The 25,561-nt window shown below is 59.1% G+C and carries 26 protein-coding genes and 6 pseudogenes; 12 read left to right on the forward strand and 20 right to left on the reverse strand.

Features of this window, described 5'->3' with window-relative positions; translation table 11 throughout:
• Positions 1-19: 19 nt before the first annotated feature.
• From ACFQND_RS02180 to ACFQND_RS02215, 8 genes are all read right to left on the reverse strand, one after another.
• A complete protein-coding gene (locus tag ACFQND_RS02180; RefSeq protein ID WP_371438004.1) occupies positions 20-1,087 on the reverse strand; it encodes a branched-chain amino acid ABC transporter permease in 1,068 nt (355 codons plus the stop codon).
• A complete protein-coding gene (locus tag ACFQND_RS02185) occupies positions 1,084-1,968 on the reverse strand; it encodes a branched-chain amino acid ABC transporter permease (RefSeq protein ID WP_371438005.1) in 885 nt (294 codons plus the stop codon). Before ACFQND_RS02185 ends, ACFQND_RS02180 begins: the two co-directional genes overlap by 4 nt.
• A 43-nt stretch (positions 1,969-2,011) precedes the next feature.
• A complete protein-coding gene (locus ACFQND_RS02190; RefSeq protein WP_371438006.1) occupies positions 2,012-3,199 on the reverse strand; it encodes an ABC transporter substrate-binding protein in 1,188 nt (395 codons plus the stop codon).
• A gap of 90 nt (positions 3,200-3,289) precedes the next feature.
• Complete coding sequence (locus ACFQND_RS02195) at positions 3,290-4,024, reverse strand: Phenylacetic acid catabolic protein (RefSeq protein ID WP_371438007.1); 735 nt, start codon at positions 4,022-4,024, stop codon at positions 3,290-3,292.
• A gap of 54 nt (positions 4,025-4,078) precedes the next feature.
• A complete protein-coding gene (locus tag ACFQND_RS02200; RefSeq protein ID WP_371438008.1) occupies positions 4,079-4,906 on the reverse strand; it encodes an enoyl-CoA hydratase/isomerase family protein in 828 nt (275 codons plus the stop codon).
• Between the two features lie 4 nt (positions 4,907-4,910).
• The gene (locus ACFQND_RS02205; RefSeq protein ID WP_371438009.1) at positions 4,911-5,252 is read right to left on the reverse strand and encodes a MaoC family dehydratase; all 342 of its coding nucleotides are present in this window, start codon (positions 5,250-5,252) and stop codon (positions 4,911-4,913) included.
• A 15-nt stretch (positions 5,253-5,267) separates the two neighbouring features.
• Positions 5,268-5,657, reverse strand: coding sequence for an FAS1-like dehydratase domain-containing protein (locus tag ACFQND_RS02210; RefSeq protein ID WP_371438010.1), 390 nt, complete (start codon positions 5,655-5,657; stop codon positions 5,268-5,270).
• A gap of 113 nt (positions 5,658-5,770) precedes the next feature.
• A complete protein-coding gene (locus ACFQND_RS02215; protein WP_371438011.1) occupies positions 5,771-6,427 on the reverse strand; it encodes a TetR/AcrR family transcriptional regulator in 657 nt (218 codons plus the stop codon).
• A gap of 141 nt (positions 6,428-6,568) precedes the next feature.
• Here ACFQND_RS02215 and ACFQND_RS02220 point away from each other — a divergent pair, with 141 nt between their 5' ends.
• The 3 genes and pseudogenes from ACFQND_RS02220 to ACFQND_RS02230 form a co-directional block, all read left to right on the forward strand.
• The gene (locus tag ACFQND_RS02220; RefSeq protein WP_371438012.1) at positions 6,569-7,255 is read left to right on the forward strand and encodes a transglutaminase-like domain-containing protein; all 687 of its coding nucleotides are present in this window, start codon (positions 6,569-6,571) and stop codon (positions 7,253-7,255) included.
• 6 nt (positions 7,256-7,261) lie between these two features.
• Positions 7,262-8,902 carry an MBL fold metallo-hydrolase gene (locus tag ACFQND_RS02225; protein WP_371438013.1) on the forward strand — a complete coding sequence of 547 codons (1,641 nt, stop codon included), beginning with the start codon at positions 7,262-7,264 and terminating at the stop codon, positions 8,900-8,902.
• 490 nt (positions 8,903-9,392) lie between these two features.
• A pseudogene (locus tag ACFQND_RS02230) lies at positions 9,393-10,713 on the forward strand (IS110 family transposase); the annotation flags it as partial.
• Positions 10,714-10,722: 9 nt separating this feature from the next.
• Here the strand turns inward: ACFQND_RS02230 and ACFQND_RS02235 are convergent.
• Positions 10,723-10,881, reverse strand: a pseudogene (locus ACFQND_RS02235) (Tn3 family transposase); the annotation flags it as partial.
• Between the two features lie 67 nt (positions 10,882-10,948).
• On the opposite strand from ACFQND_RS02235, the pseudogene ACFQND_RS02240 reads away from it, so the two are divergent.
• Positions 10,949-11,126 (forward strand): annotated as a pseudogene (locus ACFQND_RS02240) (GntR family transcriptional regulator); the annotation flags it as partial.
• A gap of 86 nt (positions 11,127-11,212) precedes the next feature.
• On the opposite strand, the gene ACFQND_RS02245 reads toward ACFQND_RS02240, so the two are convergent.
• Positions 11,213-11,464, reverse strand: coding sequence for a Rieske 2Fe-2S domain-containing protein (locus tag ACFQND_RS02245; RefSeq protein WP_371438021.1), 252 nt, complete (start codon positions 11,462-11,464; stop codon positions 11,213-11,215).
• A gap of 392 nt (positions 11,465-11,856) precedes the next feature.
• Complete coding sequence (locus ACFQND_RS02250; protein WP_371438014.1) at positions 11,857-12,564, reverse strand: TetR/AcrR family transcriptional regulator; 708 nt, start codon at positions 12,562-12,564, stop codon at positions 11,857-11,859.
• Positions 12,565-12,792: 228 nt separating this feature from the next.
• Between ACFQND_RS02250 and ACFQND_RS02255 the strand changes: the two genes are divergently transcribed.
• Positions 12,793-14,166, forward strand: a complete 1,374-nt coding sequence (locus ACFQND_RS02255) for a phenylacetate--CoA ligase family protein (protein WP_377412161.1) — start codon at positions 12,793-12,795, stop codon at positions 14,164-14,166.
• A gap of 7 nt (positions 14,167-14,173) precedes the next feature.
• A complete protein-coding gene (locus tag ACFQND_RS02260; protein WP_371438016.1) occupies positions 14,174-14,359 on the forward strand; it encodes a hypothetical protein in 186 nt (61 codons plus the stop codon).
• A gap of 227 nt (positions 14,360-14,586) precedes the next feature.
• Here the strand turns inward: ACFQND_RS02260 and ACFQND_RS02265 are convergent.
• The 9 genes and pseudogenes from ACFQND_RS02265 to ACFQND_RS02305 form a co-directional block, all read right to left on the reverse strand.
• A pseudogene (locus ACFQND_RS02265) lies at positions 14,587-15,495 on the reverse strand (IS5 family transposase); the annotation flags it as partial.
• Between the two features lie 74 nt (positions 15,496-15,569).
• A pseudogene (locus ACFQND_RS02270) lies at positions 15,570-16,370 on the reverse strand (Y-family DNA polymerase); the annotation flags it as partial.
• Between the two features lie 21 nt (positions 16,371-16,391).
• A complete protein-coding gene (locus ACFQND_RS02275) occupies positions 16,392-16,793 on the reverse strand; it encodes a TetR family transcriptional regulator (protein ID WP_296338479.1) in 402 nt (133 codons plus the stop codon).
• Positions 16,786-18,627: a tyrosine-type recombinase/integrase gene (locus ACFQND_RS02280; protein ID WP_210436286.1), complete on the reverse strand. Its 1,842-nt coding sequence runs from the start codon at positions 18,625-18,627 to the stop codon at positions 16,786-16,788. The genes ACFQND_RS02275 and ACFQND_RS02280 overlap by 8 nt, the downstream gene beginning before the upstream one ends.
• Positions 18,617-20,242, reverse strand: a complete 1,626-nt coding sequence (locus ACFQND_RS02285; RefSeq protein WP_377412164.1) for a hypothetical protein — start codon at positions 20,240-20,242, stop codon at positions 18,617-18,619. Before ACFQND_RS02285 ends, ACFQND_RS02280 begins: the two co-directional genes overlap by 11 nt.
• Entirely contained in the window at positions 20,242-21,402 is a 1,161-nt protein-coding gene (locus ACFQND_RS02290) for a tyrosine-type recombinase/integrase (RefSeq protein ID WP_210436287.1), read from the reverse strand. Before ACFQND_RS02290 ends, ACFQND_RS02285 begins: the two co-directional genes overlap by 1 nt.
• An 8-nt stretch (positions 21,403-21,410) precedes the next feature.
• The gene (locus ACFQND_RS02295) at positions 21,411-21,668 is read right to left on the reverse strand and encodes a hypothetical protein (RefSeq protein ID WP_172727818.1); all 258 of its coding nucleotides are present in this window, start codon (positions 21,666-21,668) and stop codon (positions 21,411-21,413) included.
• 167 nt (positions 21,669-21,835) lie between these two features.
• Positions 21,836-21,937 (reverse strand): annotated as a pseudogene (locus tag ACFQND_RS02300) (Y-family DNA polymerase); the annotation flags it as partial.
• Between the two features lie 4 nt (positions 21,938-21,941).
• A complete protein-coding gene (locus ACFQND_RS02305; protein ID WP_377412169.1) occupies positions 21,942-22,385 on the reverse strand; it encodes a LexA family protein in 444 nt (147 codons plus the stop codon).
• Positions 22,386-22,647: 262 nt separating this feature from the next.
• Here ACFQND_RS02305 and ACFQND_RS02310 point away from each other — a divergent pair, with 262 nt between their 5' ends.
• From ACFQND_RS02310 to ACFQND_RS02335, 6 genes are all read left to right on the forward strand, one after another.
• A complete protein-coding gene (locus tag ACFQND_RS02310; protein ID WP_377412172.1) occupies positions 22,648-22,914 on the forward strand; it encodes a hypothetical protein in 267 nt (88 codons plus the stop codon).
• Positions 22,914-23,327 carry a type II toxin-antitoxin system VapC family toxin gene (locus tag ACFQND_RS02315; RefSeq protein WP_377412175.1) on the forward strand — a complete coding sequence of 138 codons (414 nt, stop codon included), beginning with the start codon at positions 22,914-22,916 and terminating at the stop codon, positions 23,325-23,327. Before ACFQND_RS02310 ends, ACFQND_RS02315 begins: the two co-directional genes overlap by 1 nt.
• Positions 23,328-23,705: 378 nt before the next feature.
• On the forward strand, positions 23,706-23,912 hold the full coding sequence (locus ACFQND_RS02320; RefSeq protein WP_377412178.1) for a hypothetical protein: 207 nt from the start codon (positions 23,706-23,708) through the stop codon (positions 23,910-23,912).
• Positions 23,913-23,978: 66 nt separating this feature from the next.
• Positions 23,979-24,308 carry a helix-turn-helix domain-containing protein gene (locus tag ACFQND_RS02325; RefSeq protein WP_377412182.1) on the forward strand — a complete coding sequence of 110 codons (330 nt, stop codon included), beginning with the start codon at positions 23,979-23,981 and terminating at the stop codon, positions 24,306-24,308.
• A 24-nt stretch (positions 24,309-24,332) separates the two neighbouring features.
• The gene (locus ACFQND_RS02330) at positions 24,333-24,956 is read left to right on the forward strand and encodes an SIS domain-containing protein (protein WP_377412185.1); all 624 of its coding nucleotides are present in this window, start codon (positions 24,333-24,335) and stop codon (positions 24,954-24,956) included.
• A gap of 271 nt (positions 24,957-25,227) precedes the next feature.
• Complete coding sequence (locus ACFQND_RS02335; RefSeq protein ID WP_377412188.1) at positions 25,228-25,395, forward strand: hypothetical protein; 168 nt, start codon at positions 25,228-25,230, stop codon at positions 25,393-25,395.
• Positions 25,396-25,561: the final 166 nt, after the last annotated feature.

Here is a 25,561-nt window from a genome sequence, read left to right on the forward strand (position 1 = left end):
TGGCCATGATTGAAGGCGCTTAATGACCAAAGGGCCAGGTGCGGAAATAAGTGAGCGTGTCGCGCCAGAAGCGGGCAATGCCTTCGGGCTTGAACATCAGGAACAGGATGATCACGAGGCCGTAGACCGCGCCTTCGACGAACGCACCCTTGGAGGCCACGTCTAGCGCTGGCAGCACCTTGGACAGACCATGCACGCTGACGCGTAGCACTTCGGGCAGTAGCGTCATGAACACGGCACCCAGGATGGATCCCGTCACGCTGCCCATGCCGCCGACGATGATCATCGCGATGTATGCGACCGAGACGGACAGGCCGAAGTTGTCCGGGTTGATGAACTGCAGGTAATAACCGAGCAGGCTGCCCGCCATGCCGCCGAGGAAGGACGCCATCGCAAACGCCAGCAGCTTGGTGCGAAACACCGATATGCCCGCCATCTCGGCCGCGATGTCGCTGTCGCGCACGGCCATCAGCGAGCGGCCCACCCAGGTGCGTTGCAGGTTGCCGACGAAAATCGCGCACAGCGCGGCCAGCGTGATGGACAGGTAATAGAACGACTTGTCGCCCGCTAACGTGTAGCCGGCCAGCGTGGGCGGCGGCACGTGCGTGCCGGCTGCGCCACCGGTCAGGAACTCTGCCTTGCGGATCGCGAAGTCGACGATGACGAAGAACGACAGGGTTGCCAGCGCCAGGTACAAGCCCTTGAGCCGCAAGGCGGGCAGCGAAATCAGGCAACCCACCAGCGCCGCAACGGCGCCCGAGGCCGGAATCACCAGCACAAAGGGCACGCCCATCTTCGCCAGGTAGGCCGTGGTGTAGGCGCCGATGGCCAGCACCGAGGCATGCGCCAGCGAGATCTGTCCGGCATAACCCGTGAGCACATTGAGCCCCAGCGCGCCGATCACGGCAATAGCGGCGAGATTAAGCGTGTAAATCCAGTACTGCGGCAAAAACTGCGGCAGCGCCAGCACGACCGTCATGCCCAGAACCAGCCAGGCGCGCGTCCAGAAATTCTGGAAGCCGTGGAATAGCGACCGGTCTTCCAGGTAGCTGAGGCGGTAGTTGCGGTAGAAAACAAAGCTGCTCATACCTTCCTGATCTCCGGGGTTCCAAACAGGCCGTAGGGGCGCACCATCAAAATCAGCAGGAGTACGACGTAGCCCACCACTTCCTTGGCGCCGCCGCCGAGGTAGGGATCGAGGTATCCACCGGCCAGCGACTCGGCCGCGCCGATGATCAGCCCGCCGATGATCACGCCGCCGATGCTGTCGATGCCGCCCAGGATCGCGGCCGGGAAGGCCGACAGCCCGCGCGCGTCCATCGAAAGATCCAGCCCGACCAATTGCACCATCAGGATGCCGGAGATCGCCGCCATCACGCCCGCCAGGCCCCACGACAGCGCGAACACGCGGTAGATGGAAATACCCGAGAGCGAAGCGTGGTCCTGATGAAAGGCTACGGCGCGCATCGCAATGCCTTGCGAGGACTTGCGGAAGTAGACGACGAAGGCCGCGATGAGGACGGCTGCGCTCACCAGCGTCCACATGTAGACACGCGGCACCTGAAAACCCGCGATCATGATGGCGCCGGGCTCGAACAGCGGCACGGGCGCTTGCGGCTGCGTGCCCCAGACCAGGCCCACCAGATTGCGCAGCAGCGAGCCCAGGCCGATCGTCAGCATGATGATGGCAATGGCCGGCTCGCCGACCATGCGGCGCAGGCAAAGACGCTCGATCGCCAGGCCCACGACGAACATGCTGACCACGGCAGCCGGCACCGACCACCAGGGTGGCAGGCCCAGCTGCACCTGGAACATATAGAAAAAATACGCGCCGGCCATGGTCAGCTGGCCGTGCGAAAAATTGAAGACGCCGGTGGCCTTGTAAATGAGCACAAAGCCCAGGCCACCGAGCGCGTAACCGCTCCCCAGAGCGATGCCCGTCAGCAATAGCTGGATAAACAGATCCATGGACAACCCCAGGGTGTCAGTCGATTAAAGATGGAAGCTCGGGTCAGTTCGCGGTCACCCAGCCGCCGATCGGCTCGTAGACCTTGCGCTCGACGTTGATGCGGTAGATCTTCACGCCGTTCGTGCCCTTGTGCCGGTCGGCCGTAAAGGTGAGGGGCGGAGTGATGCCCTTGGTGTCGAAGTCCTTGATCTGGTTCATCGCGTCGCGGATCTTTTCGCCGTTGGGGTTGGGGCCGGCCTTCTTCAGGGCTTCAACCAGCACCATGGCGTTGACGTAGCCCTGCACGAAGTTCGAATACATCACGTCGCCCAGCTTGTCGTCGGGCGTGTTGTCGTATTTCTTCACGGCGTTGCGCATGGCGACCACACCGGGGATGGCGGTTTCATTCCATTTGGCCCAGGGGCCGACGCCGAGGAAGCGCTTGGCCAGGTTCGCGCCATTGGCCTGGCCCAGGATCAAGTCGGGCTCGCGGTCCATGCCTTGCGTGGTGGCAATGATCATGGCGTCCAGGCCGACCTTGTCCGCGTCGCGCAGGACGGCGGCGATATGGGCGCCCGCGAGCTGCACGATCACGTACTTGGCGCCGGCTTGTTTGAGGGCCAGCACTTGCGTTGTTGCATCCGTCTCGCGCAGGGCCATCACCACCTTGGCGACCAGGGGCTTGTTGTACTTTTGCATGCGCGTTTCGGCCGCGCGCAGCGCTTCGAGGCCGTACTGGCTGTCGGGGTAAATCACCGCAATCTTCGGGTCCTTGTCGGTCGCGAAGATATGGTCAATCGCCGCGAACACCGTGTCCTGGTAGCTCGCGAAGATGTTGAAAACCCAGGGGTGCGAAGGGTTGGTGGCGAGCTCCGGCACGCCAATGCCCATGATGGGCAGCTTGAACGAATCCGACATCGGCTTGGCGGCGAACAGGCCGTCGGTCGTCACGACAATGGCGGCCAGCGCGTTGTCCTGCTGCGCGAACTTGCGCAGGAAGCCGACTTCCTTTTGCACATTGCGCTCGGCGTTTTCCTGCAGCAGTTCGACCTTCTTGCCGCCGACGCCTCCGGCTTCGTTGACTTCCTTGAGGTAGGTGTTGAAGCCCGCCGCATAGGTTTTGCCATGGTAAGACGAGGGGCCGCTCAAGTCGTTGGCGATGGCAAAGCGGTGCATGTCCTGCGCGCTGGCGCTGAACGCAGCAAGTGCAATGGCGGCCGATACCGCGAGTGCTGAAACTGTTCTGAACATTTTTGTCTCCTCAATGAGGTTTGGTGGGGACTGCCGGAGGCGGTTGGCACCATGCCACCGCCTCTCTTGTTGTGAAGGCGTGAAAATGGATTACAGGAACTGGCGATTTGCCTTGTCGTCAGGCACCACCAAGCCCAGCTGCTCCAGCATGGGCCGGGTGTCGGTGATGTACTGGTTGCGCAGCTCTTCATTGCCGGCCTGGCGGATGCCCCAGCGCACGTACTTCTCGCTGAAGCGGGATGCCGATGTGCCGAACATGTCGAGCGCGGCCGGCCACCACTTCTTGATCAACACCTGCGCCTCGGCCAAGCCTTCGGGTGTCTGGCACAGGGCGGTGAGGTTCTGGTAGCCCAGCGTGGCGTGGAAGGTTTCGTCGCGGTGCAGGCGTGGCGCCACCGAACGCAATGGCTCATAGGGCACATCGCCCCAATTCTCGCCCACGTACATGCCGACGCGATCACCCAAAGCGTGGAAGTAGCACAGGTCGCACCAGGTGTCGATGGGTATATTGAACAGGTACTGCTCAATCGGAATTTCGACTTTGTCCACGCCCAGCCCCTTGAGGATGTTGGCCGTGATCACGCCATGCTCGACTTCCTGCATCATCAGCTTGGCCAGCAGGCGCTTGCTCTCCGGGTCGGGTGCCAGCGTCAGGCAGCGGTCCCACAGCTTGATCAGCAGCTTGTCGTAGTGAGGATTGGTTGCGTTCTCAAGGTGCTTGGACATCACCCGGATCAGCAAGGTGCGCAACTCATCGGGCAATTCCGGGTCGTGTTCCTTGTAGATCTGGGTCGTGGGGCGTCCCATCACGGCGGCATCGGTCATATCACTCTCCTGTTGGCGGTGGTTGGTTGGATTGGGGTGGCACCGGGTTCGCCATCAGGCGCCCGTCCATTGGGGTTTGCGTTTTTCGATGAAGGATTGCGCGCCCTCGGCATGGTCGGCGCTCTTCTTGAGCACGCTCTGGCCGATGCGTTCCAGGCGCCGTCCGGTTTCGAGGTCGACATCGGCACAGGTGTTGATGACCAGCTTGGCCATGCCCAGTGCAAGAGGCGCCTTGGCCGCCAACTGGCGCGCCATCTCCATGCCGGCTTGCATCTCCTGGCCGGCATCGACGAGTCTGGTGAGCAGGCCGAGCTCGTTGGCGCGCTCGGCTTTCATCACGCCTTCGAGCATCACGATCTGTTTGGCGCGCGCGGCTCCGACGCAGCGCACCAGGCGTGAGCAGCCGCCCGATCCGGGGATCAGGCCGACGTTGGACTCCGGCAGGCCGAGCCGCGCGGCGCGCCCCGCGATGCGAAAGTCGCAGCTCAGCGCCAGCTCCATGCCGCCGCCGGCCGCCACGCCCTCGATCACGGCGATGAAAGGCACTTCAATGGCCTCGATCAGATCGAACGCTGAATGAATCTGGCGCGCGACGGCGCGAAACTTCTTTGTGCCGCCCTGCGTGAGGCCAGCCATGCCGCGCACGTCTTCGCCGGCGGAGAAGGCGCGCTCGTCGCCGCAGATGATGACCGCGCGCGCATCCGACATGGAAACTTCCTCCATGGCCTCAGCCAGTTCGCTGCGCATGCGGGCGTTCCAGGAGTTCATGGCTTCGGGACGGTTCAGGCGCAGCAGCCAGATGCCCGGCTCGGGCTCGCTGATACGGATGAATTCGCCGCGCTCGGCGGCGGTTGTGGGTTCGGTCGCAGTGCTGATATTCATGGCATCAATCCTTCAACTGCACCGTGCCGCTGAGCACTTCCTTGCCCTCGACCCTGGCCGACAGATTGCCCTGCGCGTCAACGGCCAGATGCAACTGGTCGGCAGGAACCACCGGCGCTTTCAGGCGAGTCTTGATGCCGGCGATGTTGTCCGCGCCGTGCTTTGCCACCAGCGCGTCGAGCACCAGCGTCAGGGTCAGCGGGCCCTGGGCAATGGCGCCCGGCAGGCCGGACTTGCGGGCAAATTCGTCGTCGTAGTGAACGGGGTTGAAGTCCTGCACGATGCCGGCGTACTGAACGATGGCGCGGCGCGAAACCTTGGCGATGTCCTGGTCAATGGGTGTCATGTCTGGTCCTGGGGTTTAAGCGGCCATGCGTTCTATGAACGTCGTGGTCTGAAGCTGGATCTCTTCGCCGTTGGGTGTGGTGAAGCGGGTTTCTATGGTGCCGAACTGCATGCCGTTTTTCTCGGAGTAGTCGGCCAGGCGCATTTCCACATGCAGGGGCTCGTCCGGCGCAAAGGGGCGCTCGAACTCAATCGCATGGCCACCCAGCAGGGCGCGGTCCAGGTTCAGGCCCAGCGCCTGGACGAACGCCGCCTCGCCCATCACGCATGGACCGAAAAAGAGCGCCAGGCGCGCTGTGTCCTTGCCCGATGCGGTACCCAGCATGTCTTGCAGTTCCGCCATTTTCACGGCGTGGGCACGGGTCTGTGTTTTCAGCAGAACCTGCCCTTTGAGTTCACCCTTCATCATGTTTCCTTTTAAAATACTGACTAGACAGTATGTAATCGATGAAGGGCGTTGTCAACGCAGAATCTGCAAAACTTATTAGGGATTACCCCAAATGCGCGCGATGCGCGGTTTCAGGCAGGCTGTTTCAGAATGCCGCGCAGGGTGATTTCGCGCGCGGCCCGTACCAATTCACGGCCCTGCAGGTAGTTGGGCCGGCAGTACCACTCCATGAAGGTGCCGTTGTACATCGCCATCACGATCGCGGCAATTTCATGCGTTTCCAGGTCCGTGCGGAACTCTCCGGCGAGCTTGCCGCGGTGCACCACTTCCTCCACCGACATGCAGATCTGCTGGTAGATGGCCTTGACGCGTACCTCAATCTCGTCCTCGGCGCCATTGAACTCCAGCAGCATCAGGATGAACAGCAGGATCAGCGCCGGCTTCTCGTTACCCGTGCCTGCACCAGAGTGGAGAAAGGCGATCAGCTTGTCGGCAACCAGCGGCCCGGCCTGGGAGACGCGCGTCACCATCCTGTGGACCATCACCTCCTCGATCTCGTCCAGCAGGGCCAGCAGGATCGCGGCCTTGGTGGGAAAGTAAAAGTACACCGCCCCCTTGGTCAGCTCGCAGGCGCTGGCAATGTCATCTACCGTGGCGGAGCGGTAGCCTTTGGAGACGAACAGCCTGAGCGCCGAGGCCAGGATCTTCTCGGTACTGGCTTCGCGCTGCTCGTGCTTGGTGGACGCCCGCGCGTTCTTGGCGGGCTTTTCGGTGGTGCTGGTTGCCATGTGCTTCAAGTTGCTTATTGCGGTTGGATCGGAATGCTGGCGACATGCGTTTGACAAGGAAAGCTGATTATTTCATACTGACCACGCAGTATGTAAACAAATTTCCACCGTGTTCCTCCGTCCGACAACCTCAAAGAATCCATGACATTAACCGAAACTTCCTCACAACTGTTGGCCAATGGCACTTTTGTGGACAGCGGCAGCAGCAAAGTCAAACATTTCGCCCGCGACGCCATCGGCCAGGCCAGTGACCCGGTCGAACAGATCAAGCGGCTCTATTACCGCGTGCGCGATGACTTCCGCTACGACCCCTACATCGACTACGCAGACCCGAAAAGCTACCGCGCCAGTACCTGTATCGAGGAAGGCCGGGGATTCTGCATTCCCAAGGCGGCGCTGATGGCGGCATCCGCGCGCTGTCTGGGCATTCCCGCGCGCGTGGGCTACGCGGACGTGCGCAACCATCTCGCCACCCGGCGTCTGCTGGACCACCTGGGCACCAACGTCTTCATCTTTCACGGGTATGCGGAGCTCTGGGTCGAGGGCCGGTGGGTCAAGGCCACGCCCTGCTTCAACCTCGCGCTGTGCGCGCGCTTCGGCGTCGCTCCGCTGGACTTTGACGGCCGCAACGACGCGATGCTCCACCCCTACGACACCAGCAACCGGCTGCACATGGAGTACGTGCGCCAAAGAGGCGTCTATAACGACGTGCCTTTTGACGAAATCCAGCAGGAGATGCGGCGCACCTACCCCTCGATTTTCAAGGCAGACAACGCCAGGTTGGACGGGGACTTTGCGGCCGAAGCCGCCAGCCAGCCGGCAGCGTGATTCCTTATGGTCAGACCCTCCCAACTCCTTTACCCCCAGCGCGAACCCGCCCCCACGCGCCCGGCCGCCACCGTGCTGCTACTGCGTGACACGGCAGGCGGCCTCGAAGTGCTGATGACACGGCGCGCCATGACGGCCAGCTTTGCGCCCGGCGCCTATGTGTTCCCCGGCGGCGGCGTGGACGCGGCGGATGCGGCCGCGCATTCGCAATCGACCCGGCGCGCCAGCCAGAGTGATCTGCACCTGACGCAGGCGATTGCGGCGATCCGCGAAAGCTTTGAAGAGCTGGGCGTGTTGCTGGCGCGCCATGCCGACGGCAGCTACGCCAGCACCGCAGACATCGCGGCGCTGGACCGCAAGGCCCCGTTTGCCGGACAGTGCAAAGCGCGCGGCCTCACGCTGGCCGGTGACCAGGTGTTTGTACTGGCCCACTGGGTGACCGACCGTGATTTACCGCGTCGCTTTGACGTGCCTTTTTTGGTGGCGCGCATGCCCGAAGGCCAAAGCCCGGTGGCCGACGAGGCCGAGCAGTTCGAGCCGGTCTGGGTACACCCGGCCGAGGCATTGGCGCGGCACGAGGTCGGCGGCTTCTTCATCATCTTCCCGACCATCCGGACACTGCAACGGCTTGAGACCTACGAAACCGTCGACGACGTGCTCAAGGCCTGTGCGTCCGAGCAACCCTTGTGGACCTCTTGCCCGCGTGCGGGCTTGCTGGCCGGCAAAGAGGCGCGCTACATGGAGATTGACGCGCCCTACGGCGAACTGGCACTGACCTGCCCCGACGGGCAAATCCTGCACCCCCTGGACTGGCAAACGACGCAGCCCGTGCGGCTGCTGAAAAACGTCATGCGCCTGACCGCCCCCAACCCCGGCATGATGACCGGGCCGGGCACCAACAGCTACATCGTGGGGGATACCGACAGCGGCTACATCGTGATTGACCCCGGCCCCAATGACGCGGGGCATATCCAGCGTCTTTTTGAAGCCACCGGCGGCCGCATCGCGGCCATTGTCTGCACCCATTCCCACCCCGACCATTCACCCGCCGCCAGGCCGCTGCAGGCACTCTGCGCAGGCCATCCGCCCATTCTGGGGCTGGCCTCTGCCTCCACCGCACGCCCGGATGCGGAGTTCACACCCGATCGCTCGCTATCAAATCAGGAGCTTCTCACGCTGATGGGTAAAGGGCTGGAGCACAATTTAATGGTGATACTGACCCCTGGCCACGCGGCCAATCACCTGTGCCTGGTCCTGCTGGAAGACGGCCTGCTGTTTTCGGGCGACCATGTCCTGAACGGCAGTACCACGGTGGTTAGTCCGCCCGACGGCGAGATGACGGCCTACCTCACCTCGCTGGATCGGCTGAGCGCGGTTTGCGACGAGCACCAGATTGACTTCTTTCTGCCGGCCCACGGCTACGTGCTGGGCGCGGCGAAGCAAGCGATTGCGCACCTTAAGGCTCACCGGCTCAAGCGCGAGGCCAAAGTGGCGGCCGCCATGAAGGCCAGGCCCCAGGGCACGATGAACGACTGGCTGGCGCTGGCCTATGACGACACCGACCCGCCGCTGTGGCCCGTGGCCCTGCGCTCCCTGCTGGCGCATGTGGAACGCATCCGGGCGATGTCAACGCCCTTTACCGAATGAATCATCGCAGCGGGCGATTCAAATTTTGACCGATATCCGCTCCACCACCCGCATGTCATGCTGACCATCGAAGAAGATGTCCAGCAGGTCATTGTGAGCAGCCTTGCCAACGGGGCCGTGCTGATTTAGCAATCCCACTATTTCGAGAGCATCCTCCACGGCACTCTTAGCCAGCCGAGTTTGGTCCAAACAGGAAGGTAGTATTTTCCAAATCAGGTATGAGCGTAGTAATCGGCCCACTGCCGCAAATCGCGCCGAAGAAACACTATGTGCCTTCGGTGTGGCAAAGTGGAGTGCGGAGCCGCTGAAGACCGATCAGACAATGGTGCGTACTGCCCGCGTATGAGCGTGGTCCTGGGTGACGTCATCGACATTGGTGAATCGGCTCTGGACGGTTTGCAGCCGCTGAGTCGATATCCCGTTTGAGAGAGTGAGCAAGACGACGTACCCGATGCGGCGCCACATTCCAACCTGAATGATGGAGCAAACCATGGCGCAACGTAATCGCAACATCAACCTTAAATCGCGCAAATTCCGAGCGGCCCTGACAATCACCCACCCCAACGCCGCTGGCATCGACATCGGCAGCGCCTCGCACTTTGTGGCCGTGCCGCCTGACCGGGATGATGAGCCGGTGCGTGAATTTCCAAGCTTCACGGTGGACCTCAACGCGCTGGCCGATTGGCTGGCGGCCTGTGGTGTGGACACGGTGGCGATGGAATCCACCGGGGTCTATTGGATCCCCGTGTTCGAGTTGCTGGAGGCGCGCGGCTTCACGGTGCTGCTGGTCAATGCACGCCATGTGAAGAACGTCTCGGGACGCAAGTCCGACGTGCTGGACTGCCAGTGGCTGCAGCAGCTCATGACATACGTCCTGCTCAGCGGAGCGTTTCGCCCAGCCGAGCAGGTGTGCGTGCTGCGCTCGCTGTGGCGCCAGCGTGCAATGCTGCTGCGCAGCCAGGGCCGGGACGTCCAGCACATGCAAAAGGCGCTCACACAGATGAACGTCCAGCTGGCCAATGTCATCTCCGATGTGGTGGGCGAGACGGGCCAGAGGATCCTGCGCGCCATCGTCGCAGGCGAGCGTGATGGCCAGGTGCTGGGGGCACTGAAGGACGTGCGTATCCGCGCCAGCATCGAGGAGATCGCCAAGAGCCTGCAAGGCAATTGGCGAGCCGAGCATCTGTTCGCACTCAAACAAGCGCTGGACGCATTCGACTTTGTTGGCACGCAGTTGAGCGAGTGCGACCGGGTGATCGAGGCACAGTTGCAAACTCTGCAAGCGCATGATGGAGAACCCGCCAAGGGCAAGAGGCGGGGTTGCGCCCGCAACGCACCGAAGTTTGACCTGCGCACGCAGCTCTTCAAGATGTGCGGCGTGGACATAACGCGCATCGACGGCATCGACGTGACCACGGCGCTGGCGGTCATCAGCGAGACGGGAGCGGACATGTCACGCTTTCCCACAGTCGGACACTTCGCGAGCTGGTTGGGCTTGTGCCCGGGTACCAAGATCACCGGTGGCAAGGTGATGAGCGGCAAGACCAAACGTTGTGCCAACCGTGCCGCACAGGCCCTGCGTCTGGCCGCCGCAGGACTGCGCGCCAGCCAGTCGGCACTGGGCGCGTACTTCAGGCGCAGGTGCGCGCGTATGGACAAACCCAAGGCGGTGGCCGCTACCGCCCACAAGCTCGCGAGGCTGATCTACACGATGCTCACCAAGGGCCAGCACCGATCAAGGCCAAGACTACTACGAGGAGCGCTACCGCCAGCGCGTCCTGCGGCAACTGTCCCAGCGCGCCCAGAAGCTGGCCCGTGTCACGCGGCACATAGAGGTGGCGCTGCTTCAATTCTTTCAGGCGTGGGCAAAGATCAAAGCCCAGCAGTCGAGCCAGCGCCATGGCAAAGTCGGTGTAGCCGTGGGTGTCCACCGCCAGTTGGCTGGTCTCGATGCGCTCCTGGCGCACGACGCCTTCAACATGACTATGAGAAAAAACAAACACAAACACAACACATCCGGAAACCAGACTTCAAACAGCCGCCCAGTTGGGTCTGGACGGCGCTTCGGCTTTTGACCCGGACGATGCGCCTCGCACGCTGATCGAGACTGCTTACAGGCGCCTGCGTCGGGACATCATTGATGTGCCGTTACGCACCCGGAGAAAAGTTGCGCGTTGAGCACTTGAAAGACATCTACCAGGTAAGCGCCGGCACGCTTCGAGAAACCTGCATCGCCACCGTACAAGTACCCGCGCTGGATCGAGTTCGTCTCCGAACTGCCGAAGACGGCCACCGGCAAGAAACAAAGATTCAAGCTGCGGGCACCGCGCTGATGTCTACCTCGATCATTCCATTGACTTCGCGCGTCGGGTAGCGCTTGAGGTTGCATTCGGGCCGCTGCAGGCGGCTGATGTGCTCGCCGCTCGCGGCATCGAACTCCCACAGGTGCTTGTTGCAGACCAGCACAAAGTCCTGCCGCTCGCCATGCTTGCTGAGGGGGTAACTCTCATGCGGACAGGCATCGCGGTAGGCGCACCCAGGCCGATCAGCAGGTCTTCGCAGATTTTGCCGTGGTGCACTTCCTGGCGCAGGATTTCAGCCTCGATTTGCATCACTCGCCCGTGCGGCGCAAAGCGCATGCCCGCGTTCGCGATATTGGCCAGGATCTTCCGGTATTCGGTGTTCCCGTTGTTTTCCAGATGCTCGTCAAGCAGCAGCTTGATCAGCATCTCGCGGAATTCGGCGGGCATATGGGGGTCGCCCTGCTTGTAGGTCTGCATTGGCGTTGCGTCCTGCACTTCCATGATGATCTCCAGAAAAAATGGGTGGGTGAGCTGCGAGATAATTAAATACTATCCGGATGGTATGTTAAACGCAACGCCAATTCATTAGGGAAAACCCCGGGTCCGGGCGCCAGCGAAAAACAAAGGAACCGGGTAAGCGCGGGCAGCCACTCAAGCCTGCAGGCTTGCCGCGGGGGGCACCGTGGCAGCACCCAGTACTGCGGCACGCAACGCCCGAACCAGTTCAGGCCCCTCCAGCGTGGCAGAGCGCCGGAACCATTCGAGAAAGGTCCCATCGTTGATAGCCAGGATGATGGCCGCCAGCTCGCGGGTCGACAGATCGGCCCGGAATTCGCCCGCCTGCTGGCCGCTGTGCACAAGCGTTTCAATGAAGCTGCGCTGGCGTTCGTAGAGTTCTGAAATGAAGACCTGCACATCGCCCTCGCGCTCCTTGAACTCCAGCGACATCAGGATCAGCAGCAGAACTTCGTCGCGGTGCGTGATGCCCAGCCCGGCCTGGTAATGGATGTAGGCCACCAGCTTGTCCGTGAACCCCGGGCCCGCGGCGTTGACGCGAAGTACGGCCTCATCGACCACGGTGCGCTGCACCCGCTTGAGCAGTTCGATCAGCACCGCCTCCTTGCTGCGGAAGTAAAAATACACCGCGCCTTTGGTCAGTTGGGCCGCACCCGAAATCTGCTCCAGATTGGTCGACCGGTAGCCCTGCGAAACAAACAGGCGCAGCGCTGCTTCCAGCAGGGACTCCATGCTGATCTGGCGCTGCTCGAGCTTTTTGTTCCCCGTGGATGGCCCCTTTCTGGTCGGGGCAGCCGTTGCGTTGGCTGCTACTTTTCGGGCCGGTTTTATTTCTGCAGGCATGGAAAAATCGCTGTCTCAGGATGAAAGGAGAAGTGGTGGCTGGAGCCGTGCGCGGACCCTCCCGCCTTGTGCACCATGCGCAAAAGCCGGCGAAACACTTGAGTCTGATTCAAAAGAGACATCCACGAAGTCTAGGGAATTCCCGGATAGTTGATCCGCATCTTGCAACATACTATCCATTCAGTATGCATATCTTCACACATCCGCACGGAGAAGACAATGGCTTTGATGAAATCTTCAGTACTCGGTCCTGAAGCGGCAGGCAGCCCGTTCTGGAACCGCCGCACCGAAACCATGCCCCGGGCACAACTGGATGCGTTGCACCTGCAGCGACTCCAGGCCCTGGCGCACCACGCTTACGACCACACCGCATTTTATCGACGCAAGTTTGACGCGGCGGGCATCAAGCCGTCCGACATCCACTCGCTGGACGACTGGAAGCGCAAGGTGCCTCTGACCGACAAGAGCGAGTTCATTCAACTGCAGCAGGAGCGCCCACCCTACGGTGACACCCTCGCCTTGCCGCCGGAGTTTGTAGCCCACCATTGCGAAACCTCAGGCACCACCGGCATTCCGCTGGCCATCCCCTACTCCATGCTCGACACAGTGCGTTACGGCGAATCCTGGGTCTATGGCTTCTGGGGTCTGGGCATACGCCCCAGCGACACAATGTATTTCGCATTCAGCTGGGGAAACTTTGCCGGTTTCTGGAGCGCTTACTGGGGTGCCCGCCGACTGGGCTGCCGGGTGATTTCCGGCGGCGGACTGGACACCAAGGGGCACATTCAGGCGATCCAGCGCATGAAGCCGACCGTGCTGATTTCCACCCCCACCTTTGCCCTGCGCATCGCAGCCGTGGCAGCGGAAATGGGCGTCGATCTCTCGCAAAGCTCCATCAAGTACACCTACCATGCCGGTGAACCCGGCCCCACTGCCCTGCCCGGCATGCGTGAGCAGATCGAAAAGGCCTGGGGTGCCAAGGCAGGCGAGCTGTTGGGCATCGCCGAGGTGGACGCGATGGCACCGGGCTGTCCACTGGGAGATGGCGTGCATGTGAACGAAATGAATGTGTTCAGCTGGTCGCTGGACCCCGACACGAACCGGGAAACCGCGCCCGGCGAGATGGGCGAGAACATCGTCTCCGGCTACGCCAACACCGCGCAGCCGCTCCTGAACTACCGTACCCACGACATCGTGCGCCGACGCGACAGCTGCGCCTGCGGCCGTACCTGGGTCAAGTTCGAAGGCGCTGTGCTGGGGCGCACCGACTTCATGGTGACGGTCCGTGGCACCAACGTGTACCAAACCGCGGTGGAAAACATCCTGAGTCAGATCGAAGGCGTGAGCATGCACTACGAGCTGGTATTGACCCATAGCGACGGCAACGACGCGATGACTGTGCGCTTCGAGCCCGAGCCTTCGATGGCGCCGGAGCAATGGCCGCGCATTGCGGCAGACGCCAGCGACCGTATCCACAAGGCCTTGCATGTCCGGCTAGAGGTGGTGCCCGTGGCACCGCAGAGCCTGCCGCGCTTTGAGCTCAAGACCAAACGCATCGTCGACCAGCGCCCCAAGGAGTTGCGGCGCGCCCTGGACCGTTGAGGTAGCCATGAACATCCATGAACAAATCGACCTGATCAAACAGGCCCGCGAGCTGGTGGCCCGGGCCACCGCAGGCACCGACCTGCCGCAGATCGAGGCCATCCTGCGTAGCGCCGACATGGAGCTTCACTGGGCTCTGTGGAACCTCGGCGAGCCGGTGGCCTTGCGTCCCGAATTCGAGTCGCGGTCATGAGGCCGCATCGCGCGGTCCGCGGCAACGATGCGGGTAAATCACCAGACCCGAACCGGACACACTTCGATAAAGGGGTGATCGTCCTTTTCGTGTAAATCGGTGCGGATGGCAAGAAAAAGCCGTTGCAAAACAAGCACTTGACGAAAGCACGGTGGCCCGCCAAGTGTTACAGCATAAGCATTTGATTTGATTGGCGTTTTTGACCTCAGGCGCACCGATTTGCACAAAAAGTACGATTCCCCCTTCTTGGCAAGGCCTCGGTAGCGCACCTTGGCAAAGCCCCAGAGCCGCTTCACCACGGCAAAGACGTGTTCGACTCGGGCGCGGACCTTGGACTTGTTGTGATTCTTCGAGCGCTCGACCTCGTCGATCTCGCCATCCCTGCGCACGCGCTGGTTGGTGAAGTCCTTGGCCTGGGGCGCCTTCGATTCGATCAACGCCCTCTGGCTGGCGTAGGCGCTGTCGCCGTATACACGCTGCTCGTTCCCGTGCAACAGCTCGGGCAATGGATGTTTGTCATGCACGTTGGCTGCCGTGACCACAGCGCTGTGCGCCAGCCCAGTGCGGCTGTCCACGCCGATGTGCATCTTCATGCCGAAGTACCACTGCTGGCCTTTGCGGGTCTGGTGCATCTCCGGGTCGCGCTGTTTGTCGGCGTTCTTGGTCGAGCTGGGCGCGCCGATGATGGTGGCATCCACGATGGTGCCGGTGCCCACCTTCATGCCTCGGGCCTGCAGCACCTCCCCCACCTTGGCAAACAAGGCCTCGCCCAGCTTGTGCTTCTCCAGCAGGCGGCGAAACTTCAGCAGCGTGGTCCCGTCAGGCACACGTTCACGCCCCAGATCAATGCCTACAAAGCGGCGCAGCGCCGTGCTGTCGAGCAGAGCCTCCTCGCAGGCCTCATCAGCCAGGTTGAACCAGTGCTGCACGAAGTACATCCGCAGCATGCGTTCCAGTCCGATCGGTGGGCGCCCGTTGCCGGCCTTGGGGTAGTGCGGTTCGATGACCGAGCACAACTCCTGCCACGGCACGATCTGCTCCATCGTCGCCAGGAATGTGTCCCGCTTGGTGAGCTTGCGGTATTGCTCGTAGCCGTCGCCTTGATCGGCTGCCATCGCCAGGGTTTGCTGTTTCATCTTCACCTTCGTGTCTCTGGTGTCTCGATACATGCAAACCTCGCGCCACCTCTCAACTTGTTCAGCGTAGCCTTAACTTCAGTGACGGGCTGACCAAATGAGCGGGTGCAAGCAATCTGTTTTTTAGGGCTTGGCGCGTCATCCAAGCTGATGCATGCCTCCCCCTGCAATTCTCTGACTGTGCGCTCCAATACAACGCTCCAACGATCACGAACCATGGATGGACTCAATCTTGCGAGGTCGAGAACCGAAGTCACCCCTGCGTCACGCAGTTGCTGTCCGATGCGCCGACCGACCCCCCACACTTCGCCCACATCGGTCGCAGCCAATATGGCATCCACATCAGATCCAGGGAGGTTTAACAAGTTGCAGACCGTAGCCAAACTCTCAGGGTAACTGCCAGGCTTTCTTTCGGCGGTCTTGGCAATGTGATTGGCCAGTTTGGCCAGTGTCTTGGTGGCACCAATACCGACGCCGCAGGGGATGCCAGTCCACTGATTGATCCGGTCACGCACAGCATGCGATCTCTTAGTCAGGTCGCCGCGAACCCCATCAAGCCCAATGAATGACTCGTCGATGCTGTAGATCTCCTGGGCAGGGCCCAACCCAGCAGCGATGCTCATCATGCGGTCGCTCATGTCTCCATACAAAGCGAAGTTGGCCGACAGCGCGACCAGACCTTCCTGTTCTTCCAAGTGCCGGATCTCGAACCACGGCGCGCCCATCTTGACTCCCAGCGCCTTGGCCTCGTTGCTGCGTGCAATCGCACACCCATCATTTGAAGACAGCACAACCACTGGACGACCGTTCAAACTGGGCCGAAACACGCGCTCACAACTGACGTAAAAGTTATTGCCATCAACCAGAGCAAACATGAACAGAGCCTTTGGACAGGACTAAACGCCTGTGCCTTTTGGTTGAAGAATCGAAACCACTTTGCCAGTAGCCATGCCTTTGAGTAAGGCTACTTCGTTCAGAAGCACTTGGTTGACAGATGCAAGTTTGGCCAAGTCCGCGCGCGCCTCTGCCAGTTCCTGCCTCAGAGCACGGTTGACCTCGCGCTCACGAACCAGCGCATCATGCTTGGCATCGCGCTGAGTTCGCGTCGCCTTGCCTACCAGCCCTCTGATTTTTTCGGCGAGGTCCGGGTAGGTGTTGTGAATCAGTGCAGGGGTGACTCCAGCCAACTTCGCAACCGCAGAGATGGACACCTTGCTCTGGCCAGCCTGCACCTGCGCAATGGCCTGCTGAATTTCATCAACGGTCTTTTTTCGGCTACGAGCCTTGGGGTCACTCATTTGGAGCTCCATTCAGATTTGACGTATCCGGTGTCAGTAGAACACCAAGGTCTACCATCACTTGGCGCGCCCATTGAACGTCACGCTCAGCACGTTGCCTGACCGCTGGGCCAGCATCGTCAATGGTCAACAATTCGGTCTGTTGCGCATAGATGCCTTTCCAGATCTCGGCAAACGACTCATCAATGACGCCGTTCTTGCATCCAACGCACCGGGTCGCTTCATACAGACCCGCGCCACCACACCCCTTTTCTTGCGCCAGGCACCATCCGTGGCCCGTGGCGCGGATGTGAACCTGGGCTGCTGTTTCAGCCAACAACGCGGTGCGACTTTTCAGGGTAATTGCGCGCGCTTTTTGAATTTCTCGTCCTGCACCGCCGCTCAGGGCCTGGTCACCAAGCCAAGATTCAATCAAATCCACCTTGAAGTCGGTCATTTCTTCCAGAACCTCATCGAACAGCGATGCGTCTTGCATCGGGTTGGATGCATACAACTGGGTCATGCTCATACTGGAATGCTTGAACTGCCATTTGAGGAAGACAAGCGAGGAGCGACCCATGCGCGACTCCACAACGTTGCGCGCGTAAGTCCTGCGGCACTGGTGGGGTGCCAATTGCCAATCGGTCCCGGCAGCTTCTGCCAATCGCCGGAATGAAACCTTTGATCCTCCATTGGACAGCGCGTCAACGTGATAACCAGTCGACTCACTGTGTCCAGACCGGCTTGTGCACAGAAACAGCTTTTGGGCATCTCTCTTTGCCTTAGCCAATCGCAGCATCCGATTCACCAAGTCCTGAGGCGTTGGGTTGCACTCCATCTCTGCAATTTCAAGAGCCAGCTTTTCTTGAAGTGGCTTTGCGTAGCGGCTCATCAGATCCAAGACTTTGACCGTGAGCTCGGGTATCAAGAACTCCACCCTGCCTTTTCCCGTCTTGTGCTCGGTGGTGGCGACCCAGTGGAATTCAATGCCGTCTCTCACTTCGCTGCGCCATGATCCGGTCTCGACCCCGATCGCTTCCTCATTGCGCATGCCACTCGTGATCGACAGCACGTAAAGTGCTGCATCCCGAATACGAATCAGCGCGGGATTTCTAAGCCCTAAGCTCCCGGCGTCGCGTTCGTTCAGAATTCTTGGTGCCGCCGCAAGAATCTCTTCGCAATAGTTGAATACCTTGGCCTGCACATCAGGAGGGATGATGGGCGTTTTCCCGGTTTCAGTTCCCCCAACTTGTTTTGCCAAACCACTGACCCGCCACAGCGAGCTGTCGCCCCATGGGCATGCAGCAAGCGGGGATGACGTGTCGTTGCGAAACACCCATAAGAAGTCCAGGATGCGCAAGCTGTCGTAGACGCTACCTGCATTGCGTGTAAGTCGAGATTTCGTGTAATGAACATAGTTGACGACGTGAATGGGTTTCACCTGGTCGAATCTCTTGATGTTCAGTGCAGTCAGCCAACGCATCATCGGAATCGCTGATGCAATGGCAGCCTGGCAGATACCCATTGCCACCGGAGGCTTCGAGCCAGGCAAGCCTCGCTTGAACCATGCATACAGGACAGCCTTGCAGTCATCGACCAACTCCTGCGAGCAATCCCCTGGCCAAGGAATGTATTTCTGACCATCGGCCACGTTGGATTGCTCGAAGTAGGGTCTGAAGTCCCAAATGGAATCACCAAATCTGGATAGAACGTGATTGCTGCCATCCATGTCAGCCACCGCGCTGACCACGATATTGAATTTCGCGGACTCCGATAGCCCTTTGGATGAGACGGGCTGGTCAGCCAATAGGTCGTATGCCTTAGGCGGTAGCAATCCAAGGGCGTTACCGGCCATAGCGGGCCTCTCGATTCAATTGAGACTGGCGCATGCGTATCGCCCAGAAGGGATGTGGGTCTTTTTCGGCCAGCGCCTTGGCTTGCTCCACCATTTCTGGGAAGAAGTTATCGACTGCAATTCGGTCGATTTGCGCAATGAGATTTTGATGGTGGCCTTGCCACTCATGCCACTCTCCTTTGGCGTAGTAGTCCATCTCCGACAATAGGAAGCGCTGGAAGCTAAACAGCCGGTGCAGGTCCTTGACCGTCCCCACAATGGCATAGCTTGGACACCCCAGGCAATGCGTGAATTCCGCGCAATGTGTGGCGCCGTCTTTAGGGGCGAGCGCGCCTTGCAAGCTGTCTTTGCAACTACCCGTAGGTGTTGGCACGAGGTCTTGCCCCCTGAGCTTAGCTGGCAGCGCTTCACCAATGAATTTCGCGCCTTCAGCCTTGGTGTGCTCGTCAAGGCGCAAGTAGTGGTTGTCTGCGACTTGGGGAGAATGGCCCATCACTACAGACACGGCAAGCAGATCGCCATCACTGAGCTGCCAGAGCCGGTTTTCCATGGTTTTTCGCAGGCGTCCAGGTGTCACCCGCAACGGTGAGTCGTCATCTGCCACCAACCCGTGTCGTTGAACGATTGCCCGCGTGAGTTCGGACACGCTTCCCACATTCAGACAAAGCACTTTTCCTTTGGCTTTTCCACGCTGCGACGATCGGTAGAGCCAAACACGATCCTTGATCGCCTCAGGTGCATCGGGCACCATTAACTCCGTTAAGGCCAATGCCTTCTTGAGCACCGCAACTCCATCCATAGGAATGGTCGCGGCGCGATCGTGGACGTGGGTCTGCCGCAATGACGTAGATTGCGCGCCCTTGCCCCTGCGTTTGAATGTTTTAACCAGCATGAGATTGGGCATGAAAGGATGTGGGCCTAAACAATCCCGCTTCATTTCCAGAAGTGGGGTTGTGTTGATGCCCGAGCGCATGCCAATGATGAGCATGAGAGCCACAATGGCTTCCGACTCCAATCCCACAAATCGTCCATGATGGATGGCAATCAGGTCGACTTTAAGGGCCGTGGCCAACTTCTGCATTTCCGCCTGACTTAAAGATGTTTCGCCTCGCGTCACCTTTGCGTTCATGGGGAAAGGATTGGCGGGCAGTAGAACCTCAGGAGTTTGGTCGATAAAGCCATAGTCCATCAGGCCAATCACCACCGACTTGAAGGCGCTGTAGTAGTTCTTGGCAGTGGAGCCCTTGGGGTATTTGAGCCTGAGCCACGTGATGTATCGCGCGACATCTCCATGGCCCATATCAGCCGGCCTTGAGGGCATGGTGTCCACATGGCTTCCCGTAAGGTATGGGAGAAACACTTTGATCCCGTTGGCTGCAAAGCTCACGATGGTTGCCACCGAATAGTTCCCACTGTGGAGCCGGGCCTTCAATACCGTGGTCACTGCCCAAATCCAGTCGTCAAAGCCACGTCCCAACCATGGACGCAGGTCAATCAGGTTCTGATTTCGCGGATTGGGAGGCAGCTCGACCAGAGCATCAGTTGCTCCCAAGCCAGCGGCCAGGTCGGTGGCGGTTCCAGATGCCTTAGCCTTGTAGTTCTTTGTGCGGGCCATCAACGATTCCCCATCGCGATCTGGGCCTCGCCACCGTTGGCGAACAGCATGTCCATTTCGTCTTCATGGGCCAAAACGATCTGGGCGTCCAACTGATTGATCAGATGCAGGTAGATCGCAGTGGTTTGCACATCCGAGTGCCCCATGCGGTCGCGGACATAAAGCAACGGCTCACCCTGGAAGACCGTGCTTTTGCGCAGAGCCGACAGCGTGTAGGTTCCATAGGTGTGCCGAAGCATGTGCGCCCTCACCGGGAAGCCAACTTTTTTCTCAATGGCTTTCATGGCGTCGACGACTGCGCCTTTCGAGAATTCAGTTCCAAGCTCTGTCAGCACAAGCGCAGTCGGGACCTGCCCAGCCCTTTGCCGCCGGACCTCGCGCTGGTGCAGCGAATAGGTCCACATGTCTTCCATCAGCGACCACGGCACATCCACACTTCTGGGCTTGCCATACTTGAGGTGCATGTCAGCAGGCTCCAGATTGACGCGGATCATCTGGCCAGGTGTAAGCCCCGTTTGGGTTCTCGGGTTGAAGACATACGTCAATGGAAATGAGCGCGCCTCGCAGGAGCGCATCCCGGTGCGCACCATCAGGTTGAACAAAAGAGCATGGCTTGGGTCAAGCCTTGCGCCAAGGCACTGCCTGACCTGCTCTTTGATCAAGAATTTGATCGTTGCCTTACGCTCGCGGGCCATCACCATCGGTTTTGAGACCACGCCACCCGTGCGATCCACATGGGCAAGAAACCCCTGATGAGATGGAGTCCGAACGTCGCGCATGCCGAATGGCAGATGGGAGACGTAGCCCTGGCGTTTGCACCAATCGTAAAACCGCACAACCAGGTTCAACCGCTTATTCACGGTATTTGGATTCAGACCTAACTCGCCAAGCGACCAATCACGATACCTGGCCACAACGCTCAGCCCATGCGGCTTTTGATCCTCATCCCAGGTCAGGTCGTTGGCAGACAGGAATGCAAAGTAGTCGTATAGCCTGCGGCCATACGCTTCCCAAGTGAGCTTGCTCTCAATGCTTCCATGGGTGACCAAGGTGTGCCACAGGAACGATTGCGCAGGTTCCAGGGGCCATCCGTCATCGTCGATAAGCAACGGGAAACCCGCAAACGAACGGCCTTCAACCGCGAAGTCCGCAGTAGCCATCACAAGCCTCACACGTCCCTCTCTTTCAGTAGCTTGGCGGCTGCCTTGAAGTTGAGGCCATGAATGTGCATGACCAAATCAATTGCGCCGCCACCGCCACGGTCCATGCGCACATCCCAAAACTTCGGACCCGTGCACAAGAACTCCCAATCATGGCCTGCAGCATGGGCGTGCCAACGGGTGGTCAGATGACTCGATCGTGGATGGAACGAGGGATCTTCTTTGATGTGCTCAGCCAGCAGGCGTAGGACATTGAGGGAATCCATCTCCCGCCACCGCACCAGGTCCAAGTTATCCACAGATATCATTACGCTCCGTTTCCTCCCCCAGACCCCCACCTGCTACTCGTCTCAAAGAGACGATGAATCCCAATACCAGAAGCCCGGAAGACCGGAAGACATGACACATCCTACTAACAAACTTGATCAGTAAGATCATTGTTCGAAAGTACAACAACTGGCCGCGTTTTAAGTTGGGGCCTGAAAACACGCTCGCAGCTTGTATAAAAGTTGTTGCAGTCAATGAGCGTAAACATGTCATTACCGAAAACGTTTGATGGCGGCCGTCACGACCCCGCAGACTGTCATGGTCTGACCGTCCTTAAATAGAATGGGTGGGTAAGTTGGGTTCGCTGCACGAAGCTGAACAGTGCCATTACGCAGGAAGTACTGCTTGACGGTGAAATCGCCATCTATTTCTGCCACAACGATATCAAGGTGTCGTGGCGGCACCAGGGCGCGGTTGACGATAAGAATATCTTTGTCGAAAATACCCAAGCCAATCATCGACACGCCAGAGCATTTCCACATAAAAGTAGCTGCAGGGTGTGTAATGAGCAGCTCGCTAAGATCCAGCCTCTTGACCGCGAAATCGGCAGCCGGTGATGGAAATCCAGCCGGCACACTCCCCTCCACCCACGGGAGAAGCATACCGCCAGGGCTAGGGAAAAGGAGTTGCGCATCTGGCGGCAATTTGCTGTACATATATACAGTATATGATTGCCGAGTGACAACGGCTTAATATTCCGGAAAAATTAGTAACCCGAGGCCCCGATGTGTAGTCACTATGAAGCTCTTCGCCAGTGGGCGAACTAGAGGGTCGGTAGGGATTCATGTAAAAAACCGCAGAAACGAACCTAACTCATTGTCAACGTTGAAAGTATTTCAATTTCTCCTGAATCGCTAATTTGACAAGTCCCCGCGTTTGTCGTAACATACAAACATTGCCTTAGTTCAGGAGATCAACGTGAATATCCATACGTTTTCTAGCCGCGACTTCACACGTGACGTGTCAGCGGCCAAGCGCGCGGCTGGTGATGGCCCTGTGTTTATTACCGACCGTGGGCGCCCAGCATTTGCGCTGCTAAAAATCGACGACTACTACCGCATCGCCGGGCAAAGCAAGCCTTCGCTCCTCGATGTCATGGATGGCATTCCTGGTGGCGGCGCCGTCGAGTTCGATCCGCCTCGCCTCAATCTCCAACTCAAAGGTGCAACGTTTGAGGGCGCTTAATGTTTGTACTGGACACCAACGTCATTTCCGAGCTGCGCCACGGAAAACCCCATCAATCCGCCGAGGTGCGGACTTGGGCCGCAGGGCAGCCGAGCAGTAATCTCTTCCTGTCCGCCATCACTATCCTTGAGTTGGAAATGGGCATCCTTGCACTGGAGCGACGCGCGCCACCCCAGGGGAGCGCGCTGCGTATCTGGCTTTCTGGAGTGCGGGCAGCATTTGCTGGTCAGATATTGCCATTCACAGACATCACCGCTACGGTGTGCGCTTCACTGCATGTGCCTAATCCACGCTCAGAGCGTGATGCGATGATCGCTGCAACGGCGATTGAGCACAGCTTTACGGTAGTGACGCGCAACGTATCGGACTTTGCCGATACGGGCGTAGTTCTCGTAAATCCTTGGACTACGTAAGAGACGGCAATCGTACCGTGGTATGTAATATGAAATTACATACTGTTGATGCCTCAACAAGGCAGGTAGATTCTGGTTTATCACATTGGATAACGCGGTGTTATCCAATGTTAGGTCGATTTTTGATGGATTCAGTCGCTTCGCTGGTGGGGTGCCGGCCTAACGTCAATTTGGCAGCATAGGCGCCCGCTCACGGTCCGCTACTAGCGAAAAAAAACCGCCTAAAAAGGTCGACGATAGCAAGACTATGTCCAAATGGATTTAATGAAGGAAATGCGGAAACTTATTCTCAAGTCCACCAAATGGGTCAGCTCCGCTAAGCGCGATCGGTATGCGATGTGAGAGGATGTCAAAGATGTCTTCGGCCACCCCATCGACTTGGCGCAGGGCAGTGGCAAACACCAGGATGCCAAAGTGATGACGGGTTTCGATTCCACTGGCGTGCTGGAGGTGGTTAAGGCCCCCCAGGGTGACACTTACCTCGCGTTCTACACCTTCAAATTCGCCGGCTGCGTCTATGTCCTGCTGCTTTCCAGATGGAGTCCAAAAGCGGCATCGCGACGGCGTAACTGGACATGGATTTGATCAACACCCGCCTTAAGGCCGCGAAGCAGGATTCGGTATTTGGCAGGAAAAGCAAGGAGCACGAAAATGTATGAACAAAACGAAATTACCATCGAAGAAGGCAGCAGCAACGTCTATGCCGACCTGGGTTGCGTCCACGCGGGCGAAATGCAGCGCAAGTCCCAACTGGCCGGCGAGATTGGTCGTGCAATCAAGGGCCGCCGGCTGACGCAGGAAGATGCTGACGCGCTGTTGGGCATCGACCAGTCCAAGGTCTCGTGCATAACCCGAGGTCGGTTCCGCGGCATCAGCGAGGCCAAGCTGTTGGAGTTGGTGGCTCGCTTGGGCCACGACGTGAGGATTGTGATTGGACCAGTGCGCCGACGCCCCGGCAAAATCGAACTGAAGTTTGTGTGAAGAAACCAATTGGCGAAGGAACCCATGCACATACGCCCGAAATCCGTCAACAGACTTTTCATCACCTCCGCACTTGGCGAGGCAAGGGTCGCACTTGATCACCTACTCGCCAACGAAGAGGCCCTTGCGGCAATCGAGTACACAGCTACCCTGATGCTACGCACTTTTCAAATTGGCGGGCGCATCTACACGTGTGGCAACGGCGGATCAATGTGCGATGCCATGCATTTCGCCGAAGAGTTGACGGGGCGATTTCGCCGCAATCGCCCCGGTCTCGCAGCGCAGGCGATCAGTGACGTTGGTCATCTGAGTTGTGTGGCAAATGATTTTGGCTATGACCAAGTCTTCTCGCGATACCTACAAAGTCATGCTCGGGCGGGCGATTGCCTGCTCGCAATAAGCACCAGTGGTAAAAGCGTTAACGTGGTCAACGCCGCCATTTCCGCCAAGGAGTTGGGAATGACCGTAGTGGCTCTCACTGGCAGAAAGGATACCCAGTTGCAAGCCCTCGCCGATGCGTGCATAGCTACACCGGCCGGAGAGTTCGCAGATCGCGCGCAGGAATTGCACATCAAGGTTATCCACATCCTGATCGAACTGATAGAGCGCCAATCTTTCCCGGATAACTATCCGGCGATTTCGGGTTAGTCATCGTGCGGTTTCCACGTATATACCGGCGAGTTGACGGAAATCTGTGCAAATAGGCATAGCTTATCGATGTAGAAGTAAGCCTGCAAACCGATCAAATGAGTAGTGCCGCAGGGCGCTTTCTGGACGCGATGCGTGAAGATGTCAAAGTCGTTTTCGGGCCATGCAACCACCTTGGCGCAAAAAAGTCGTCACCATCCCCAGGCTGCGTGTCACTTTACCGAAGGCTTGACTTTTGATTCTTGATGTATGAGATTTGGCAATAGTTTCCGTGGCTATCCAACTGCATTTGGACGAGATTGTCGATGACCGCAAAGACAGCTTATCTATCTCCAACAAGTGGCAGTTGCCGAAACAAGTGGGCATATGTTCTGGTGAGTACGCGATTGCTGACGCAGGGATGGACAGGCTAGTAAACGGCGGGCACCGGATGGAATGACGGGCGCAAACTAAAAAAGACCGGTGAAGGACATATCGGTCATGGCATTGCGTTTGGAGTAAGCGCTGCTACATACGCTTGCACTGAACCTGCCCCTGTTGGACGTACCTCTTAGCTGCTCAATTATGCGGCCTTCAATAGCTGTGCCGCGTGCCAGCTTTTCTCA

Origin of the sequence: Polaromonas aquatica, from assembly GCF_042659145.1 — a bacterium.
Classification (GTDB): Bacteria; Pseudomonadota; Gammaproteobacteria; order Burkholderiales; family Burkholderiaceae_C; genus Polaromonas; species Polaromonas aquatica.

What these genes read in the sequence shown, in the direction of transcription:
- ACFQND_RS02275 (WP_296338479.1), bottom strand. Translation starts at nt 16,793, where the DNA reads ATGAGTGACCCCAAGGCTCGTAGCCGAAAAAAGACCGTTGATGAAATT.
- ACFQND_RS02330 (WP_377412185.1), top strand. Translation starts at nt 24,333, where the DNA reads ATGCACATACGCCCGAAATCCGTCAACAGACTTTTCATCACCTCCGCA.
- ACFQND_RS02200 (WP_371438008.1), bottom strand. Translation starts at nt 4,906, where the DNA reads ATGAATATCAGCACTGCGACCGAACCCACAACCGCCGCCGAGCGCGGC.
- ACFQND_RS02315 (WP_377412175.1), top strand. Translation starts at nt 22,914, where the DNA reads ATGTTTGTACTGGACACCAACGTCATTTCCGAGCTGCGCCACGGAAAA.
- ACFQND_RS02215 (WP_371438011.1), bottom strand. Translation starts at nt 6,427, where the DNA reads ATGGCAACCAGCACCACCGAAAAGCCCGCCAAGAACGCGCGGGCGTCC.
- ACFQND_RS02180 (WP_371438004.1), bottom strand. Translation starts at nt 1,087, where the DNA reads ATGAGCAGCTTTGTTTTCTACCGCAACTACCGCCTCAGCTACCTGGAA.
- ACFQND_RS02185 (WP_371438005.1), bottom strand. Translation starts at nt 1,968, where the DNA reads ATGGATCTGTTTATCCAGCTATTGCTGACGGGCATCGCTCTGGGGAGC.
- ACFQND_RS02195 (WP_371438007.1), bottom strand. Translation starts at nt 4,024, where the DNA reads ATGACCGATGCCGCCGTGATGGGACGCCCCACGACCCAGATCTACAAG.
- ACFQND_RS02250 (WP_371438014.1), bottom strand. Translation starts at nt 12,564, where the DNA reads ATGCCTGCAGAAATAAAACCGGCCCGAAAAGTAGCAGCCAACGCAACG.
- ACFQND_RS02210 (WP_371438010.1), bottom strand. Translation starts at nt 5,657, where the DNA reads ATGAAGGGTGAACTCAAAGGGCAGGTTCTGCTGAAAACACAGACCCGT.
- ACFQND_RS02295 (WP_172727818.1), bottom strand. Translation starts at nt 21,668, where the DNA reads ATGGATTCCCTCAATGTCCTACGCCTGCTGGCTGAGCACATCAAAGAA.
- ACFQND_RS02260 (WP_371438016.1), top strand. Translation starts at nt 14,174, where the DNA reads ATGAACATCCATGAACAAATCGACCTGATCAAACAGGCCCGCGAGCTG.
- ACFQND_RS02190 (WP_371438006.1), bottom strand. Translation starts at nt 3,199, where the DNA reads ATGTTCAGAACAGTTTCAGCACTCGCGGTATCGGCCGCCATTGCACTT.
- ACFQND_RS02290 (WP_210436287.1), bottom strand. Translation starts at nt 21,402, where the DNA reads ATGGCTACTGCGGACTTCGCGGTTGAAGGCCGTTCGTTTGCGGGTTTC.
- ACFQND_RS02225 (WP_371438013.1), top strand. Translation starts at nt 7,262, where the DNA reads ATGGTCAGACCCTCCCAACTCCTTTACCCCCAGCGCGAACCCGCCCCC.
- ACFQND_RS02285 (WP_377412164.1), bottom strand. Translation starts at nt 20,242, where the DNA reads ATGGCCCGCACAAAGAACTACAAGGCTAAGGCATCTGGAACCGCCACC.
- ACFQND_RS02280 (WP_210436286.1), bottom strand. Translation starts at nt 18,627, where the DNA reads ATGGCCGGTAACGCCCTTGGATTGCTACCGCCTAAGGCATACGACCTA.
- ACFQND_RS02255 (WP_377412161.1), top strand. Translation starts at nt 12,793, where the DNA reads ATGAAATCTTCAGTACTCGGTCCTGAAGCGGCAGGCAGCCCGTTCTGG.
- ACFQND_RS02325 (WP_377412182.1), top strand. Translation starts at nt 23,979, where the DNA reads ATGTATGAACAAAACGAAATTACCATCGAAGAAGGCAGCAGCAACGTC.
- ACFQND_RS02220 (WP_371438012.1), top strand. Translation starts at nt 6,569, where the DNA reads ATGACATTAACCGAAACTTCCTCACAACTGTTGGCCAATGGCACTTTT.
- ACFQND_RS02305 (WP_377412169.1), bottom strand. Translation starts at nt 22,385, where the DNA reads ATGTACAGCAAATTGCCGCCAGATGCGCAACTCCTTTTCCCTAGCCCT.
- ACFQND_RS02205 (WP_371438009.1), bottom strand. Translation starts at nt 5,252, where the DNA reads ATGACACCCATTGACCAGGACATCGCCAAGGTTTCGCGCCGCGCCATC.